Raw genomic sequence first — 14,945 nt, 5'->3', positions numbered from 1 at the left:
CGCGTCTCCCGCGGGGCCTCTCCCTCTCCATCCTGGTCCGTGCGACCCGTTATGGCCTGTTGAACCGGCGATCTGCATAATCGCTGGAGTTCTCTAGGGGTGGGGTACGAAGAGTGAGCAGCGCGGAGGAAAGACGTCCGGAAGGCGCCGATGGCGGCCGGGACGGTCAGCGATGTCCCGAATGCGGTACGTCGCGGGAGCCGGGCAGCGCGCCTGCCTGCGGCTGTACGGAGCGGGCGGCCGACGCGGCGCGGGACGCGAGGTCCGCGGACGCGGCCGCCGCGGAGGACTTCGATCCGCTCCGGATCCGTCCGTATGTGACGCTGCCGGAGCCGGGGCCCGCGGAGGGTTCTGCGCCCGAACCGGGGCCTTCTCCCGCGGCCGTTCTCCCGCCGGAGGCGGCGGCCCCACCGCGGTCGGCGGACGTGGGGCTCTTCGCGGCGGGCGCCGCGTCGCAGGACGGCCCGCTCCCGCCCCCGCTGCCGTACGACGACGGACCGGAACCGCGGCGCGGCCGCAAGGGCCTGTACGCGGGCGTGGGCGCGGCGGTGGCCGTGGTGGCCGTCGCGGTGCTCGCCACGTTCCTGCTCACGCCCGACAAGCCGCAACGGGACGAGGCGCTGCCGGACGCGCCGACGCACGCGGTGGACGCCCCGTCCGGCTCCGCCACGGAGTCGGAGCCGAGGACGGCCACCCCGTCGCGCTCCCGGTCCGCGACGGCCGAGGCGAGCCCGACCCCGTCCGCGCCTCCGTCCCCGTCCGCGTCCCGCACGGCGTCCGCGTCGGCCAAGCCGAGGACGACCCCGCCGCCGAGCCGCTCGACGGCACGGGCGACGGGTTCGGTGGAACCGGCCCCGCCGTCGGCCGACGGCGTCCTGAGGCGCGGCGACAGGGGCCCGGAGGTCAAGGAACTCCAGCAACGCCTGCGACAGCTGTACCTGTACATGGGCGAGCCCAACGGCAACTACAACACCCAGGTCGCGGACGCGGTGACCCGCTTCCAGTACGCCCGGGGGACGCAGGGGGACGGGCAGGGGGTCTACGGGAGGGAAACCCGGGCGGCCCTGGAGAGAGAAACGTCGGAGCCGTAGCGACCCGCGGGACGGGTCGGCGCGAGGCGGGTCAGCCGAACGTCAGCCGAAGCGCTCCACCGGCAACCGGCTCCACCCGAACCTGCGTCAAGTCGGCAACCTGCACAGTGGGCTCGAACTCCCCCGCCCGGGGGCCGACCCCGACGACCCGCATACCGGCCGCACGCCCCGCGGCGATCCCGGCCCCGGAGTCCTCGAAGACAACGCAGTCAGCAGGGTCGAACCCCAGCTCGGCAGCCCCCTTGAGGAACCCCTCGGGATCAGGCTTGCTCGCCCCCACGCTCTCCGCGGTGACCCGCACGGCGGGCAGCGGCAGCCCGGCCGCGGCCATCCGCCCCGTGGACAGCGGCACATCCGCGGACGTCACGAGCGCGTGCGGCAGCCCTTCGAGGGACGCGAGGAAAGCAGCGGCTCCCGGCACGGGAACGACACCCTCCATGTCCGCGGTCTCGGCGGCCAGCATCTCGCGGTTCTCCGCGTGGTTCTCCTCCATGGACCGCTCCGGCAGCAGCACCGCCATCGACGCGTATCCCTGCCGCCCGTGGACGACCTTGATGACCGCGTCGAAGTCGAGCCCGTACCGCTCGGACCAGCGCCGCCAGCAGCGCTCGACCACCGCGTCGGAGTTGACGAGAGTTCCGTCCATGTCGAGGAGGAGGGCCCGGGCGGTCAGAACAGAGGCGGTCTCAGCCGTCATCGACGTACTCCAGAACACAGAGGGAGATCCGCGGAGGAAGGACCGCGGAGGAAAGATCGCGGAGGAAAGATCAAGGCAGCTCCGCCCGCCGGTCAGGGAACACGGGCGGAGCCACTTTGTTTCTCCACGATACAAAAAGGGGCCACGAGACGCCAGCACCGCAGGTCACACCCCTAACAGGGCCCCGGCCAGACCTGGTCAGACCCGACCAGACCAACCAGACCGGCTAGACCGGCCAGTCCGCCCAGACCGGCCAGACGCCTCACGGCGCTCAGGCAATCGCCTCGTACAGGCTCCACACACCGAGCCCCGTCATCAGCAGCGCCGCGATCTTGGTGATGAGCGAGAGCGGCACCCGCTTCATCAGCGCCTTTCCGCCGACGATGCCGAGCCCGGCGACGGCCCACAGCGCCAGCACCGCGCCCAGACCCACGGAGAGCGGGTCGTCGTACCGCGCGGCCAGGTTCGCGGTCATGATCTGCGTCAGGTCGCCGAACTCCGCGACCAGGATCAGCATGAAGCCCGCCCCGGACACCTTCCAGAAGCTCTGGTCCTTGGGCTCGCGGACCTCTTCCTCGTCGTCGCCGCCCTTCAGGAGCAGCATCGCCGCGCCACCGAGGAAGAGCACACCGGTGAGCGCGTGAAGGAGTTGCTGCGGCAGGAGCGTCAGTACGCTGCCCGCCGCCACGGCGAGCACGACATGGACGACGAAGGCGGCGGCGACCCCGACGAAGACGTACGAGGCGCGGTAGCGCGTCCCGAGGACGAGCCCGGCCAGCGCTGTCTTGTCCGGGAGTTCGGCAAGGAAGACGACGCCGAACACGAGCGCCATCACGCTGATGCTGATCAAGGTTCCTCAATCGGTCGGGGCTGCCCCACCGAGAGCCATCTGTACCTCACGTACGACACCTCGGCACGGCAGCACACACGGACGTACACGGTCATGTACGTCGGGCACTGCTTGCCGAAGGTCTCGCTGGCCGACCACGTCGATGACGGGGCCTGCCTCCGGGCGCCGGCTCAGGCGAGCTGAGCAGTATGTCGACGGTCCGGCGAAGAGCTACTCCCCTTCTGCGCCATCCATCGTACGGGACGTCCACGCACCCCGGACCAGGGCCTTTCGGCCCCTCGGAAAAGTGATCCGGGCCACAACCCAGAGCCGCTCACAGGTGGCCGTCGGCACCCCCGCGGGCCCTCTCGTCCAACTTCCGCACAGATGACCGGACATGACACAGCGCCAGAACTCTTGAACTGACCACCTGATTGACGCGACCCTGTCACCTGACGCACATCCACAGGAAACCCCACCGCGTCAGCATGGCCGCCCCAACGGTCAACATCCCCCCACGACAAGGGAGTTCGTATGTCCGCTGTCTACGCGCGTCGACGCCTCGCCACTCTCACCGCCCTGACCGCCCTCGCCTCCGCGGCGGCCCTCCTCACCGGCGCCCCCGCCCAGGCCGCTCCCCCGGCCCCGGTCTCCGCCGCCACCGCCCGCACCTACCTCGGCCAGCTCACCGAGAAGGCCGAGGGCTCGTCCGACGGCTACAGCCGCGAGAAGTTCCCGCACTGGAAGACCCAGTCCGGCGCCTGCAACACCCGCGAGGTCGTCCTCAAGCGCGACGGCACGAACGTCCAGCAGGACTCCAGCTGCGCGGCCACGTCGGGCACCTGGAAGTCCCCGTACGACGGAGGCACCTGGACCGCGGCCTCGGACGTCGACATCGACCACGTCGTCCCGCTCTCCGAGGCCTGGAAGTCCGGCGCGAGCGGCTGGACCACCGCCCAGCGGGAAGGTTTCGCCAACGACCTGACCCGCCCCCAGCTGATCGCGGTCACCGACAACGTCAACCAGAGCAAGGGCGACCAGGACCCGGCCGAGTGGATGCCGCCCACCGCGTCGTACCACTGCTACTACGCCCGGATGTGGGTGGACGTGAAGCACCACTACAACATGACGGTGAACCCGGAGGAGAAGACCAAGCTGTCCTCGGTGCTCAGCGGCTGCTGAGGTCACCGGACTCTCCACGGCTGCCGAGGTCACGGGCCTGTAACCAGCGGGAATCCCCGGAACCTCCCCACCGGCCTCCGTCGTTCCGTACCGTACGGGGCGACGGAGGAGAGTGATCATCGTGGCACGGCTGCGCCTGGGTCCACTGCTGAGGTATGTCGACGGTTCGACGGCGACGGTCTGGGTCGAGGCCGACCGCCCGTGCACCGCCGAAGTGCGGTGCGCCGACGGCGCCAAGGGCACGGCGAACACGTTCCAGATCGCGGGCCATCACTACGCGCTCATCCCGGTCACGGGGCTGCGTCCGGGCTCCGAGACCGCGTACGAGGTGCGGCTCGGCGACAGCGGCGGCCCCGTGTGGCCGCTGCCGGACTCCCCCTTCCCGCCGAGCACCATCCGCACGCCGGGCGAGGGTGACGACGCGGAGCTCCGTGTCACCTTCGGGTCCTGCCGCTGGGCGGCGCCGCCGAGCGGGGAGCACGACCCCGTCGGGCCCGACGCCCTGGACACCCTCGCCGCCAGGATCGCCACCGGCACGGCCGCCGACCGCCCGGACGTGCTCCTCCTCCTGGGCGACCAGGTGTACGCGGACAACACCTCCGAGGCCACGCGCCGCTGGCTCGCGGCCCGCCGGAACCTGAACGACCCGCCGGGCGACCAGGTCGCGGACTACGAGGAGTACACCCACCTCTACTACGAATCGTGGCTCGACCCCGAGGTGCGGTGGCTGCTCTCCACCGTGCCCAGCTGCATGATCTTCGACGACCACGACGTCATAGACGACTGGAACACCAGCGAGGCCTGGCTGGCCGAGATGCGTGCGACGCCCTGGTGGCGCGAGCGCGTGCTGAGCGGCCTGATGTCGTACTGGGTCTACCAGCACCTCGGCAATCTGTCGCCCGCCGATCTTGAGCGCGACGAGCTGTACGCCACGCTGCGCACGACGCCGGACGGCACGGACGAGCTGCGCGCCTTCGCGTCCGCGTCGGACGCCGATCCCAGGGCGACCCGGTGGAGCTACCGCCGCGACTTCGGCCGCGTACGCCTGCTCATGGTCGACACCCGGGCGGCCCGCGTCCTGGACGAGCAGAACCGCGCGATGGTCGACCCGGAGGAGGCCCGCTGGCTGCGCGAGCAGGCCCTCGACGGCGCGGGCGGGGCGGGCGGCGCGGGCGGCGCGGGCGGCTGCGACCACCTCCTGGTCGGCACGTCGCTGCCCTGGCTGCTCCCGCACCTCATCCATGACGCCGAGGGCTGGAACGCCGCGCTGTGCCGTGGCGAGCGCGGCGAGCGCTGGGCCCGCTTCGGCGAGAACCTGCGCAGGCGCTCGGACCTGGAGCACTGGGCCGCGTTCCCCGCGTCCTTCGACGCGCTGACGGCCCTGATCGCGGAGGTGGGCACGGGTGCGGGCGCCCCCGCGACGGTGTGCGTGCTCTCCGGCGACGTCCACCACGCGTACATCGCGGAACCGACCTGGCCGGGCGGCGGCGGTCCCGACGCCCGCGTCCTGCAGCTGACGTGCTCCCCGGTCCACAACTCCATTCCCGCGTCGATAAAGCTGGGCTTCCACTTCGGCTGGAGCAGGGTGGGCCGGGCCCTCGGCCGCCGTTTCGTGCGGCACGGGCGTACGGAGCGGGCCGCCATCAATTGGCGCAAAACAGGCGGGCCTTGGTTCGGCAACCAGCTCATGACGCTGACGCTGCGGGGCCGTTCGGCGCAGGTGCGGCTGGATCAGGCGCAGGTCGTGAAGGGCGTGGGCGTACGGCTGCAAACGACTCAGGAGTCGCGGCTCTCATAGCCCCGCAGCTCTCGCATGACCCCCTTAATTCCCATAGCCGCGCAAAGGCGACCGGCGTCCGGATCGAGCCACGTGACACAGGCCACACCCGTCTGGTGATCCTCTGTTCCGGGGTTCGACTTCGGGGCTTCCGGCGGCATGATGAGGCGGACCGTCCGCTTCCATCGTCCCCTCCGATGCCCGGGAGTCACGCCCTTGTCCGCACCATCCGCAGCGACCGCACCGGAACATGACGTTGCTGTCGCCGTCGTCGGCGCGGGGCCCCGCGGCACGAGTGTCCTGGAACGCCTCTGTGCCTCGGCAGCCGAACTCCTGCCGCCGGGGGCACGGCTCACGGTCCACGTCGTCGATCCCTCTCCCCCGGGCCCCGGACGCGTCTGGCGGACCGCACAGCCGGCCGAGCTGCTCATGAACACGGTCGCCTCACAGGTGACCCTCTTCACCGACGAGAGCGTCGACTGCGCCGGGCCGATCCGGCCGGGGCCGAGCCTGTACGCGTGGGCCGCCGCGGGGCACGCGCCGGGGCTCGGCCCGGACGACTACCCGACCCGCGCCTGTTACGGCCGCTATCTGGAGTGGGTCTTCGCCGAGGTCCTGCGCCGGGCCCCCGGAACGGTCCGGGTCGAGGTGCACGCGGCGCGCGCCGTCCGCCTCGACTCCGCGGACGGCACGGGCGGCGGCGCCCAGTCCCTCGTACTGGACGACGGCCGTGAACTCTCCGGGCTCGGTGCCGTCGTCCTCGCGCAGGGCCACCTGCCCACGGTCAGCGACGAGGGGCAGGAACACCTCGCCGCGCACGCCGCGCTGCACGGCCTGCGCCACATACCGCCGGCCAACCCCGCCGACGTCGACCTCTCGGCCATCGCCCCCGGCGAGCGCGTCCTGCTGCGCGGACTCGGCCTGAACTTCTTCGACCACATGGCGCTCCTGACGCAGGGCCGCGGCGGACGCTTCACCCCGGCGCCGGGGGGCGGTCTGCGGTATCAGCCCTCGGGGCACGAGCCGAGGCTGTACGCGGGTTCGCGGCGCGGCATCCCCTACCAGGCGCGCGGCGACAACGCGAAGGGCGCGTACGGCCGGCACGAGCCGCTCGTCCTCACCCCCGACGTCATATCCCGCTTCCGCAAACGCGCGGACAGCGGTGACGCGCCGGACTTCCTCGACGAGATCTGGCCACTGGTCGCCAAAGAAGTGGAGACGGTCTATTACACGGCCCTCGTCCAACCCGCCGCACGGGCAAGAGAGTTCCAGGACGCCTTCCTCGCGGCGCCGCACCGAGGCACTCAAGAGGCCCTGATCCTGGACGAGTTCGGGATCCCCGAGGCCGCGCACTGGTCCTGGGACCGGCTCGCACGGCCGTACACAGGCCACATCTTCCGCTCCCCGGACGACTTCCGCGCCTGGCTGATCGCCTATCTGCGCGAGGACACCGCGCAGGCCGCGCTCGGCAATGTCGCGAGCCCGCTGAAGTCCGCCCTGGACGTGCTGCGCGACCTGCGCAACGAACTCCGCCTGATCCTCGACCACGGCGGCCTGACCGGCTCGTCCCGCCGCGAGCACCTGGACCGCTGGTACACACCGCTCAACGCCTTCCTCTCGATCGGCCCGCCCCGGCGCCGCATCGAGGAGATGACGGCCCTGGTCGAGGCGGGGGTCGTCGAGGTGCTCGGCCCGCGGCTCGCCGTGCGGCCCGGCCCCGACGGGACGTACCTCGCGCACTCCCCCGACGTACCGGGGTCGGATGTGTCCGTCACCACAGTCATCGAGGCCCGGCTCCCCGAACCGGACGTGCGGCGCACCGCGGACGAACTGCTCGGGCGGCTCCTGCGGACGGGCCAGTGCCGCGCCCACGTCGTCGACGGCTATGAAACCGGAGGCCTCGACGTATCACCCCGCCCGTATCACCTGATCGACCGTCAAGGTCGTTGCCAGGCAAGGAGGTTCGCGTTCGGAGTGCCGACGGAGGGCGTGCACTGGGTGACGGCTGCGGGCGCCAGGCCGGGCGTCGACTCGGTGACCCTGTCGGACGCGGACGCGGTGGCGCGGGCCGTACTCCGGACGGCGGCGAGGACGGGGGAGATCCCCTCCCCGAGGGGAGTGGTCCCGTCCGCGAGGGAAGCGGAATCGCCCGAATGGCCAGATGTTGAACTTGCAAGCATTGATTAGGTTCCCCTAACCTTGGGCCTCCGCTCGGTTACCGTCCCCGAAAAACCGAAGGAGACCCCCCATGACTGGACGTCTCAACAACGCCCAGCCCTACGCCCTCGGGCTTTTCCGCATAGTCATCGGCCTGCTCTTCGCCTGCCACGGCGCCGCCTCGCTCTTCGGCGTGCTCGGCGGCGCGATGGGCGGCGGCACGGTCGACGCGGGCACCTGGCCCGGCTGGTACGCGGCCGTCATCCAGCTGGTCGGCGGCGGCCTGGTCGCCCTCGGCCTCGGCACCCGCGCCGCCGCGTTCATCTCGTCGGGCTCGATGGCGTACGCCTACTTCAAGGTGCACCAGCCGGAGGCCCTGTGGCCGCTGCAGAACGGCGGAGAGGCCTCCGCGATCTTCTGCTGGGCCATGCTCCTGCTCGTCTTCACCGGCTCGGGCGCGCTCGGCCTCGACCGCCTCTTCGCCTCGCGCGGCGAGCGCGAGGACAAGGCGACTTCGGAGCGGACGCCGGTGGCCGCCTGACGCACCGGCGAGCGCGCACGCGCACCCGCCATGTTCCACGTGACGGCGCCCCCTCCCTCGTACGCGTACGAGGGAGGGGGCGCCGTCACGTTCGCGGACTTCAGCCCACGGGAGCGAACGGCACGGTGAAGCACGCCACCCGGTCACCCGCGCCGCCCTGCTCGCGGTGCAGGACGACGGATCCGGCCCCGCCCGGACGGAACTCCCAGTCATGGCGGGCGCTCGCCGCGCCCGAGCCGCCTCCGCCCGCGGTGAAGTCCAGCCAGACCTCGTTCTCCGGATTGACGTAGGCCGGGTCCTCCGAGGGCTGGACCGGGTCCACGCGGTGCTGGTAGTGCCCGCCCGCCGCGGCCGGGTCGGCGCCGCACTGCTTCTGGTGCACGTGCGCGCCGTACGCGTACCCCGGCTTCATCCCCTTCACCCGGACCTTGACCCTCATGTCGCCCGGCCTGCCGCGCTGCTCGACCTCGATCGAGGAACCGGCGGGGACGAGCTTCGTGTCGTACGTGATCGCCGACGAGGGGATGAAGGCAGCGGGCGGCGAGAACCGCGCCCCGACCCGCATCTCGTGACAAGGCGGCCCGTCCCCGCCCCCCACGCCACCGCCCGCTGCGAGCACCGCCGTCGCAACGGCCCCGGCGAGCATTCCTGCCACCATCGCCCCGCTCCTTCCGTACCGTCCGTTGACCCTGCTGGTGTTGACCTTGCTGGTGTCTCTGTTGGCTTGCTGGTGTCTCTGTTGGTACGGGACATCGGCGCCGTACGCCCCATCGAGCGCGGCAGGCGGGTGAACGTGATGTAGCGAACATATGAGCCCCCCGTGGATCTCCGGCGAAGAGCGCGGCGTACGCTGTACAGCTGTCACCAAGCCGCCCCTGCCGCTCCCCCGCGACGTCGCGGCAGTCACGTCGTCGACCGGGGAGTTCGGGGAATTTCGGTGCTTGAGAGTCTGGGCTCACTGACCAGCAGCCCATGGATCTACGCGGTAGTGGCACTTTCGGTGCTCTTCGACATCGTCGTGCCCGTACTGCCGAGCGGGGTCCTCGTCATCACGGCGGCCACGGCGGCCGCCGCAGCAGGCACGGCGGGCACGGGCGCGGGGAACGTCGCGCACGAGGTCCCCGACATCCTGATCCTCATGCTCTGCGCGGCCACCGCATCGGTCCTCGGCGACCTGGCCGTCTACCGCCTCGCCTGGCGCGGCGGCGAGCGCCTGGACCGCGCCATCGCTCGCTCGCGCCGCCTGACCACCGCGCAGGAACGACTCGGCACGGCGCTCGCCCGGGGCGGCGGCGTCCTGGTCGTCATCGCCCGCTTCGCCCCCGCGGGCCGCTCGATCGTCTCGCTCGCGGCGGGCGCGGCACACCGCAAGGTGCGCGAGTTCCTGCCCTGGTCGGCCCTCGCGGGCGTGGCCTGGGCCGGATACAGCGTCGCGCTCGGCTACTTCGGCGGACAGTGGCTCGGCGCTTCGTGGCTCGCCACGGGCGTCTCACTGCTCGCGCTGTTCGCGGCGGGCGCGGGCGCGGCCTTCCTGGTGCGACGGCCGCGTACGACGCCGGCGTCACCGGCGGCGACAGCGGCGACAGCGGCGGCCAGCTAGGCGGCCGGGGCTTCCGCGGCCGCCGGCTCTGCCCCGGGCTCGGCTGCGCGCGGCTTGGCCCCCCGCACCTCGATCCCGGCGAGCAGTTCGGCGGTGGCTTCGGCGACCGCGTCCACGGCGCGGTCGAAGACCTCGCGGTTGTGCGCGGCCGGGGCACGGAACCCCGAGACCTTGCGCACGTACTGGAGCGCGGCGGCCCGGATCTCCTCCTCGGTGGCGTCCTCGGGGATGGCGGGCGGACGGAGGGTCTTGATGCTGCGGCACATGCTTACAGCTTGCCGCGCGTGAGGCGCGGGCGTGAAGTCGTACCGGCGGAAGCGCCGGATCCTCCGGAGTCCCCCGAAGCCCCCCGGAGTCCCCCGAAGTCCCCCGAAGTTCACCCCACATCACGCGTGGCGGCTCTCGCCCTCGAAATTCGAACAGGAGTACCATTAGCGGGTGCCTGCAACCCCTGCATACGACTTCCCTGACGACCTCCTCGCGGGCCAGGAGGAACTGCACCAGGTCCGGGCCGAACTCCTGGCCCTCCTGAAGCGGCTCCCCTGGTCGGTCACGCCTCTGGACGGCTTCAGCGACGACCACGGCTGGCGCAAGGTGGAGCGACCCGCCTCCCCCGGCTGGACCCCGGACGAACAAGCGGAAGTGGAGAAACTCCGCGCGAGGGAAAGGGAGTTGGCGGTGTTCGTCACCTGCCATCGCTTCTGGGAACAGGTGACGGGCCCGGACGCCGTGGCGGCCCGCGCACGGCTCAAACACATCCACGAGAAATCCATTGACACCGGGTGACAGCGGGCGTTGACTCCAGCTACGCCAAGGAGGTGCTGCCATGAATGTTCTGTTGGTCGTCCTGCTCCTTGCACTGGTCGGCCTGGGTTTCAGCCAGCCACTTCTGTGGCTGGCCGCAGCGGCGCTCGTCTTTTTCATGGTCCAGCAGTACGACCGCGGGGGCTCGGGAAAGAGCAGCAGCGGAAGCAGCGCGGGCGGAAGTGGCGCAGGCGCCGGTGCCGGAGGCGGCGGTGGGGGCGGCGGAGGCGGAGGCGGCTTCCCCAAGACCTACCGCGACTACCGCATCCGCAAGGAACGCCAGGAGCGCTGGGACCGCAGGTACAAGCGCACGCACCCGGGCTCGGGCCGCTGAGCGGTGCGGCCGCCGCCGGGCGGCCGTGCCCCTCCGATACGACTAGTCATCATTCCGGGTGACACGGCGCTTACCTGCGCAAACGCTGGGGATTGAGGTCATGCACAACGCATCGACCACCCCCGGGAGCCCACGCGCATGCGCTTCAGAACCGCCGCAGTCACCGCCGCTTTCGCGGCCCTCCTGACCGCGGCCGCCCCCTCGGCCACCGCCGAGTCCCACACCACCGCGCCGCGTGCCGCGACGGCACCCGGCCAGGTCTGCTTCTGGTCCGAGCCAGGAATGATGGGCCACGCCTGGTGCTACGGCCCGCCCGGCTACGCGGAGGCCGAGAACGGCACGCAGCGCCACGCCTACTCCTTCGAGTCACGCGCCAACGGCAGTGTGTACGCCATCAGTTACGGCCCCGGAAGCGGCTGCGTCTACCGGGAGATCCGCAAGGACGACTACGACGAGAACTGGACGGCCTGGGCCAGAAAGCTGGACGGCGTCAGCCACGAAACCATGGGCTGCGAGCCGGGCTGACACAGGCACATGCCCCAGCACCCTCACCGCCCCCGCCGTCGGTCCCTGGCCGCCCTGCTCCTCACGCCCGCCCTCCTCCTGAGCGCGTGCGGCCAGGCGCCCACCCCTCGCCAGCTCCCACCGGACGACATCATCAGGTCGGCCCAACAGCAGCTGACGGACCGCTGCTTGAAGAGGCAGGGCCTGACTCCGCCACGCCCGCACAACGGCGCCGAGGCGAGACCCGGCGCGGGCGAAGCCTCGGTCCGCACGGCCCAAGTACGCACGGCTGCGGCCCTGTTCGGCACGGGCCGCACGGAGCTGTTCCTCGAACTCCCCACCGGCTACACCGTGCGCGCCCACACGGACGGCTGCCTCGCCGCGGCCCAGCGCACGCTCTACGGCGACCAACGGCGCTGGTTCCAGGTCTCGACGATCGCCAACAACCTCAAGCCGGAGGCGACCTACCGCCACCGCACCCTGGCATCGGTCCGCGCCGAGCACCGCGAGGAGCTCGCCGACTGGCGAACCCTGCGCGCACGGGCCCTGCATCGAGCCAAGGCGCAACTCAGCGCCGACCAACAGAAAGAGAAGCACGCCTGATGACCATCAAGCATAAATCCACGGCCCTGCTCGCCGCCACGCTCCTGGCCATCGGCACCGCGGTGACCACGTCGGCCGCGGCCCAGGCGGCCTCGTGCCCGAGCGGCCAGTTCTGCGCCTGGACGGACGCGGACTTCGGCGGCCAGCGCACCAACTGGTCGGGCGACGACCACGACTGGGAGGACCCCATCCAGGACGAGGACTCCTCCTGGGCCAACCACGGCATCTCGGGCCCCGGCATCAAGGACCACGTCCAGGTCTACGAGAACCCGGGCCTCGCCGGCTTCGGCACGGTCTGTCTGGCCCCCGGCCAGGAGATCGCGAGCCCGAGCGGCTGGGCCAACGACAGCGGTGACTCCCACACATGGAAGATGGAGTGCTGACTGCCCCCGCCCCCTACGGTGCACCCCTGCCCCCGGCCACGGGGTGCACCGCCCCCCCCCTGAACTCCGTCCCGCCGAATCAGCCGAATCAGCCGATCGGCATCCCCGCGGGAAGCCCACCGATCATCGAGGCCGGCCCCTGCACCGCGTCGTCGACCTTGGCCGTGGCAGAGGCGGGGTCCGCCTTCAGCTCGCCGTGGGCCGCATCGACGTCGACATCGCTGAGGGGGTTCTTCAGGTCCTGCGTCGCCTTCGCGGCGGAGTCCAGCATCTGCGTCTCCCCACCGGCGGGCGGCTGCGGCGCGGCGAACGCGGGAGACACGGCCCCCAGCGCGAGCCCGACGCCGACGACACCAGCAGCAGCCTTGACGATCTTCACGAGAAGAATCCCTTCCGGCAGGGCCCGACGGCAGCACGACGGTCGTGCGCCCGGAGCATCCACAGACCGGACACCCACACGGCCCTCACCGGATTCCCCAACTCCCCCGCGATCCCCGAGGTTCTGCCCGACCACCCGATCGATCACGGAAGTCCCCCACGCCGGACCCGGAACCCGGCCCTGGGGCCGCCCCCTATGGGTTTGCCGGGCGGGGCCACAGGCAAGGTAGGCTGTCGAAACATCCCGGGCGCGTAGCTCAGTGGTAGAGCGCTGCCCTTACAAGGCAGATGTCGGCGGTTCGAAACCGTCCGCGCCCACCCGGACGAAGACCCCCGGCCGATCACGGCCGGGGGTCTTCGGCGTGCGGCCGACGGAGCCGTGGATGTTTCCGTTCCCCGCGACCGTGGTAGTCCGCACCTCGTGTCCGCCCGCAGCGAAGACGGCAAAGTCACGGTGCGCAGCGCGAACTAACCGGCCCGTGTGTTCGTCATTAACCGGTGGGAGAATGTGACACCGGGCAAGGCGGATGACAGCACGGGAGAGGGATAGTGACGGCGACACCTTCGCAGCCGTACACACCGGACACGTCGAGCAAGCAAGTCATGCCGGATGAGGATGTACGTCGCTGCGGGAGCGTGCGGCCGTTTCCCTGCCCTGACAGCCGTCCGGACAACCGCCCGGACGACCGCCCGGACAGCCGTCCCCGCCGCCGAGACGGCCGACAGCCTCGCGGGACAGCCCTCCGTGATGCCGTGGCGCTCGCCCTTCTGCCCCTCCCCCTTCTTGCCCTCGCCCTCCCCGCCGCCTTCGCCGGCGGCGGCACCCGGCGGTGGTTCGGCGGGCGCGGGGAGAGCGTGCGGGCCGACGCCCAGGCCGCGAAGGACGCGGCGGCGGCTGCCTTCTACGAGTTGGACACCGCCCAGCGGGATCTGCGGATCTCCATCGAGACCATCGTCGCCGTCGACTCCACGCCCGCCGCGCAGCGGGCCGTCTCGGACTTCGAGGCCATCGGGCGGCGGATCGACGAGGCCAGCCGTCAGTACATCAGCGCGGTCGACGCGCACGACCTCGACCGTGATGACCTGGAGGCGTCCGTCGCCGCCCGCGCGCGCACGGAACTCACCGAGGCCAAGGGCGAGCTGGACAAGGCCAAGCAGGACCTGGACCGGTTCCAGCAGGGGCTCGGGCCGCTGCTCGACAAGGCGGAGACGCAGCTCGCCCGCCTCGCCCCCGCCGTCGAGCGCGCCCGGCAGACCCTCCTCGCCGCCAGCAACGCCCTCGACGCGGTGCGGGGCGCCGGGCTCAAGGCCGATGATCTGGCCGCCCGCCTCGCCGCCCTCGGGCCCGAGCTGACCAAGCTCAATCAAGGGGCAGGACAGCACGGCGTGCCGGAGACGCTCCAGCGCGCCGACCGCGTCCTGCGCGACGCCGAAGCCGTCCGCGCCGAGGCCGAGCGGCTGCCCGAGCGGGCCGCCGAGATAGACCGCCGTCTGGTGTCGCTGCGTACGCGCGCCCAGGCCCTGACCACCCGCAGCGGACAGGTCGACCCGGTCCTCAGCGAGCTGCGGCGGCGCTTCACGGCCGCCTGCTGGCAGGACCTCCAGCGCGTGCCCGACCAGGCCGCGGAGAACGTACGGCAGGCGGAGACCAAGCTCAAGGAGGCCAAGCAGGCGCGCGAGGAGCAGCGCTGGCCGGACGCCACATCGCTGCTCTCGACGGTCCGCGCCCTGCTGAACTCGACGGACGAGGCGGTCTCGGCCGCAGGCGACCGGCTCCAGCGGCTCAACGCGGTGGCGAAGGACCCCCAGCACGAGATCGAGCGCACCCGCTTCGCGATCCGTGACGCCCAGCGCCTGGCCATGGCGGGGCGCCAGACCCCGGAGCAGCGGCACGCGCGCCCGCTGGACGAGTCCGTGGCCCGCCTGGACCGCGCGGTGTCCTCCCTGGAAGGGCGCCACCCTGACTACTGGCACTTCCTGACCGAGACCGAGGCCGTGCGGCAGGCGGTGGGGCGCGTGGTCACCCAGATCCGGGAGGAGCGGGGGCAGGGGGCCTGAGGGCCTC

The 14,945-nt window shown here is 71.7% G+C and carries 17 protein-coding genes, 1 tRNA gene and 1 pseudogene; 14 read left to right on the top strand and 5 right to left on the bottom strand.

Annotated features, from left to right (window positions below):
• Window positions 1-113: 113 nt before the first annotated feature.
• Window positions 114-1,091: a peptidoglycan-binding domain-containing protein gene (locus M4V62_RS29140; RefSeq protein ID WP_249590160.1), complete on the top strand. Its 978-nt coding sequence runs from the start codon at window positions 114-116 to the stop codon at window positions 1,089-1,091.
• A 31-nt stretch (window positions 1,092-1,122) separates the two neighbouring features.
• Here the strand turns inward: M4V62_RS29140 and M4V62_RS29135 are convergent, their stop codons facing one another.
• Window positions 1,123-1,788, bottom strand: a complete 666-nt coding sequence (locus M4V62_RS29135; RefSeq protein WP_249590159.1) for an HAD-IA family hydrolase — start codon at window positions 1,786-1,788, stop codon at window positions 1,123-1,125.
• 271 nt (window positions 1,789-2,059) lie between these two features.
• Window positions 2,060-2,638 (bottom strand): TMEM165/GDT1 family protein, encoded by a 579-nt coding sequence (locus tag M4V62_RS29130; RefSeq protein ID WP_249590158.1) that lies wholly within the window; start codon window positions 2,636-2,638, stop codon window positions 2,060-2,062.
• A gap of 513 nt (window positions 2,639-3,151) precedes the next feature.
• Between M4V62_RS29130 and M4V62_RS29125 the strand changes: the two genes are divergently transcribed.
• From M4V62_RS29125 to M4V62_RS29110, 4 genes are all read left to right on the top strand, one after another.
• Entirely contained in the window at window positions 3,152-3,799 is a 648-nt protein-coding gene (locus M4V62_RS29125) for an HNH endonuclease family protein (RefSeq protein ID WP_249590157.1), read from the top strand.
• Between the two features lie 121 nt (window positions 3,800-3,920).
• Window positions 3,921-5,597 carry an alkaline phosphatase D family protein gene (locus M4V62_RS29120; RefSeq protein ID WP_249590156.1) on the top strand — a complete coding sequence of 559 codons (1,677 nt, stop codon included), beginning with the start codon at window positions 3,921-3,923 and terminating at the stop codon, window positions 5,595-5,597.
• Between the two features lie 141 nt (window positions 5,598-5,738).
• Window positions 5,739-7,763, top strand: a complete 2,025-nt coding sequence (locus M4V62_RS29115) for an FAD/NAD(P)-binding protein (protein WP_425575091.1) — start codon at window positions 5,739-5,741, stop codon at window positions 7,761-7,763.
• 61 nt (window positions 7,764-7,824) lie between these two features.
• Window positions 7,825-8,274, top strand: a complete 450-nt coding sequence (locus tag M4V62_RS29110) for a DoxX family protein (RefSeq protein WP_249590154.1) — start codon at window positions 7,825-7,827, stop codon at window positions 8,272-8,274.
• 100 nt (window positions 8,275-8,374) lie between these two features.
• On the opposite strand, the gene M4V62_RS29105 is transcribed toward M4V62_RS29110, so the two are convergent.
• Complete coding sequence (locus M4V62_RS29105; RefSeq protein ID WP_249590153.1) at window positions 8,375-8,932, bottom strand: superoxide dismutase family protein; 558 nt, start codon at window positions 8,930-8,932, stop codon at window positions 8,375-8,377.
• 279 nt (window positions 8,933-9,211) lie between these two features.
• Between M4V62_RS29105 and M4V62_RS29100 the strand changes: the two genes are divergently transcribed.
• Window positions 9,212-9,874, top strand: a complete 663-nt coding sequence (locus tag M4V62_RS29100; RefSeq protein ID WP_249590152.1) for a DedA family protein — start codon at window positions 9,212-9,214, stop codon at window positions 9,872-9,874.
• Here M4V62_RS29100 and M4V62_RS29095 read toward each other — a convergent pair.
• Window positions 9,871-10,140 (bottom strand): DUF2277 domain-containing protein, encoded by a 270-nt coding sequence (locus M4V62_RS29095; protein ID WP_249590151.1) that lies wholly within the window; start codon window positions 10,138-10,140, stop codon window positions 9,871-9,873. The two genes, M4V62_RS29100 and M4V62_RS29095, sit on opposite strands and share 4 nt — an antisense overlap.
• A 172-nt stretch (window positions 10,141-10,312) precedes the next feature.
• Here M4V62_RS29095 and M4V62_RS29090 point away from each other — a divergent pair, with 172 nt between their 5' ends.
• The 5 genes from M4V62_RS29090 to M4V62_RS29070 all read left to right on the top strand — a co-directional run bounded on the left by M4V62_RS29090 (window position 10,313) and on the right by M4V62_RS29070 (window position 12,502).
• A complete protein-coding gene (locus M4V62_RS29090; protein WP_249590150.1) occupies window positions 10,313-10,660 on the top strand; it encodes a hypothetical protein in 348 nt (115 codons plus the stop codon).
• A 40-nt stretch (window positions 10,661-10,700) separates the two neighbouring features.
• Entirely contained in the window at window positions 10,701-11,012 is a 312-nt protein-coding gene (locus tag M4V62_RS29085) for a hypothetical protein (RefSeq protein ID WP_249590149.1), read from the top strand.
• A gap of 138 nt (window positions 11,013-11,150) precedes the next feature.
• A complete protein-coding gene (locus M4V62_RS29080; RefSeq protein WP_249590148.1) occupies window positions 11,151-11,537 on the top strand; it encodes a hypothetical protein in 387 nt (128 codons plus the stop codon).
• A 9-nt stretch (window positions 11,538-11,546) separates the two neighbouring features.
• Window positions 11,547-12,119 (top strand): hypothetical protein, encoded by a 573-nt coding sequence (locus M4V62_RS29075; RefSeq protein WP_249590147.1) that lies wholly within the window; start codon window positions 11,547-11,549, stop codon window positions 12,117-12,119.
• On the top strand, window positions 12,119-12,502 hold the full coding sequence (locus M4V62_RS29070) for a peptidase inhibitor family I36 protein (protein WP_249590146.1): 384 nt from the start codon (window positions 12,119-12,121) through the stop codon (window positions 12,500-12,502). Before M4V62_RS29075 ends, M4V62_RS29070 begins: the two co-directional genes overlap by 1 nt.
• An 88-nt stretch (window positions 12,503-12,590) precedes the next feature.
• Here the strand turns inward: M4V62_RS29070 and M4V62_RS29065 are convergent, their stop codons facing one another.
• Window positions 12,591-12,881 carry a hypothetical protein gene (locus tag M4V62_RS29065; RefSeq protein WP_249590145.1) on the bottom strand — a complete coding sequence of 97 codons (291 nt, stop codon included), beginning with the start codon at window positions 12,879-12,881 and terminating at the stop codon, window positions 12,591-12,593.
• 245 nt (window positions 12,882-13,126) lie between these two features.
• Between M4V62_RS29065 and M4V62_RS29060 the strand changes: the two genes are divergently transcribed.
• The 3 genes and pseudogenes from M4V62_RS29060 to M4V62_RS29055 all read left to right on the top strand — a co-directional run bounded on the left by M4V62_RS29060 (window position 13,127) and on the right by M4V62_RS29055 (window position 14,938).
• Window positions 13,127-13,198: transfer RNA gene (locus tag M4V62_RS29060), tRNA-Val, on the top strand.
• Between the two features lie 52 nt (window positions 13,199-13,250).
• Window positions 13,251-13,352, top strand: a pseudogene (locus M4V62_RS44085) (DUF4097 family beta strand repeat-containing protein); the annotation flags it as partial.
• 77 nt (window positions 13,353-13,429) lie between these two features.
• A complete protein-coding gene (locus M4V62_RS29055; protein ID WP_425575077.1) occupies window positions 13,430-14,938 on the top strand; it encodes a hypothetical protein in 1,509 nt (502 codons plus the stop codon).
• Window positions 14,939-14,945 lie beyond the last annotated feature (7 nt).

The sequence above is a fragment of the Streptomyces durmitorensis genome (genome assembly GCF_023498005.1).
Taxonomy (GTDB): domain Bacteria; phylum Actinomycetota; class Actinomycetes; order Streptomycetales; family Streptomycetaceae; genus Streptomyces; species Streptomyces durmitorensis.
The sequence above is the reverse complement of the archived record's forward strand: the minus strand, read 5'-3'. Positions and strand labels throughout refer to the sequence as shown.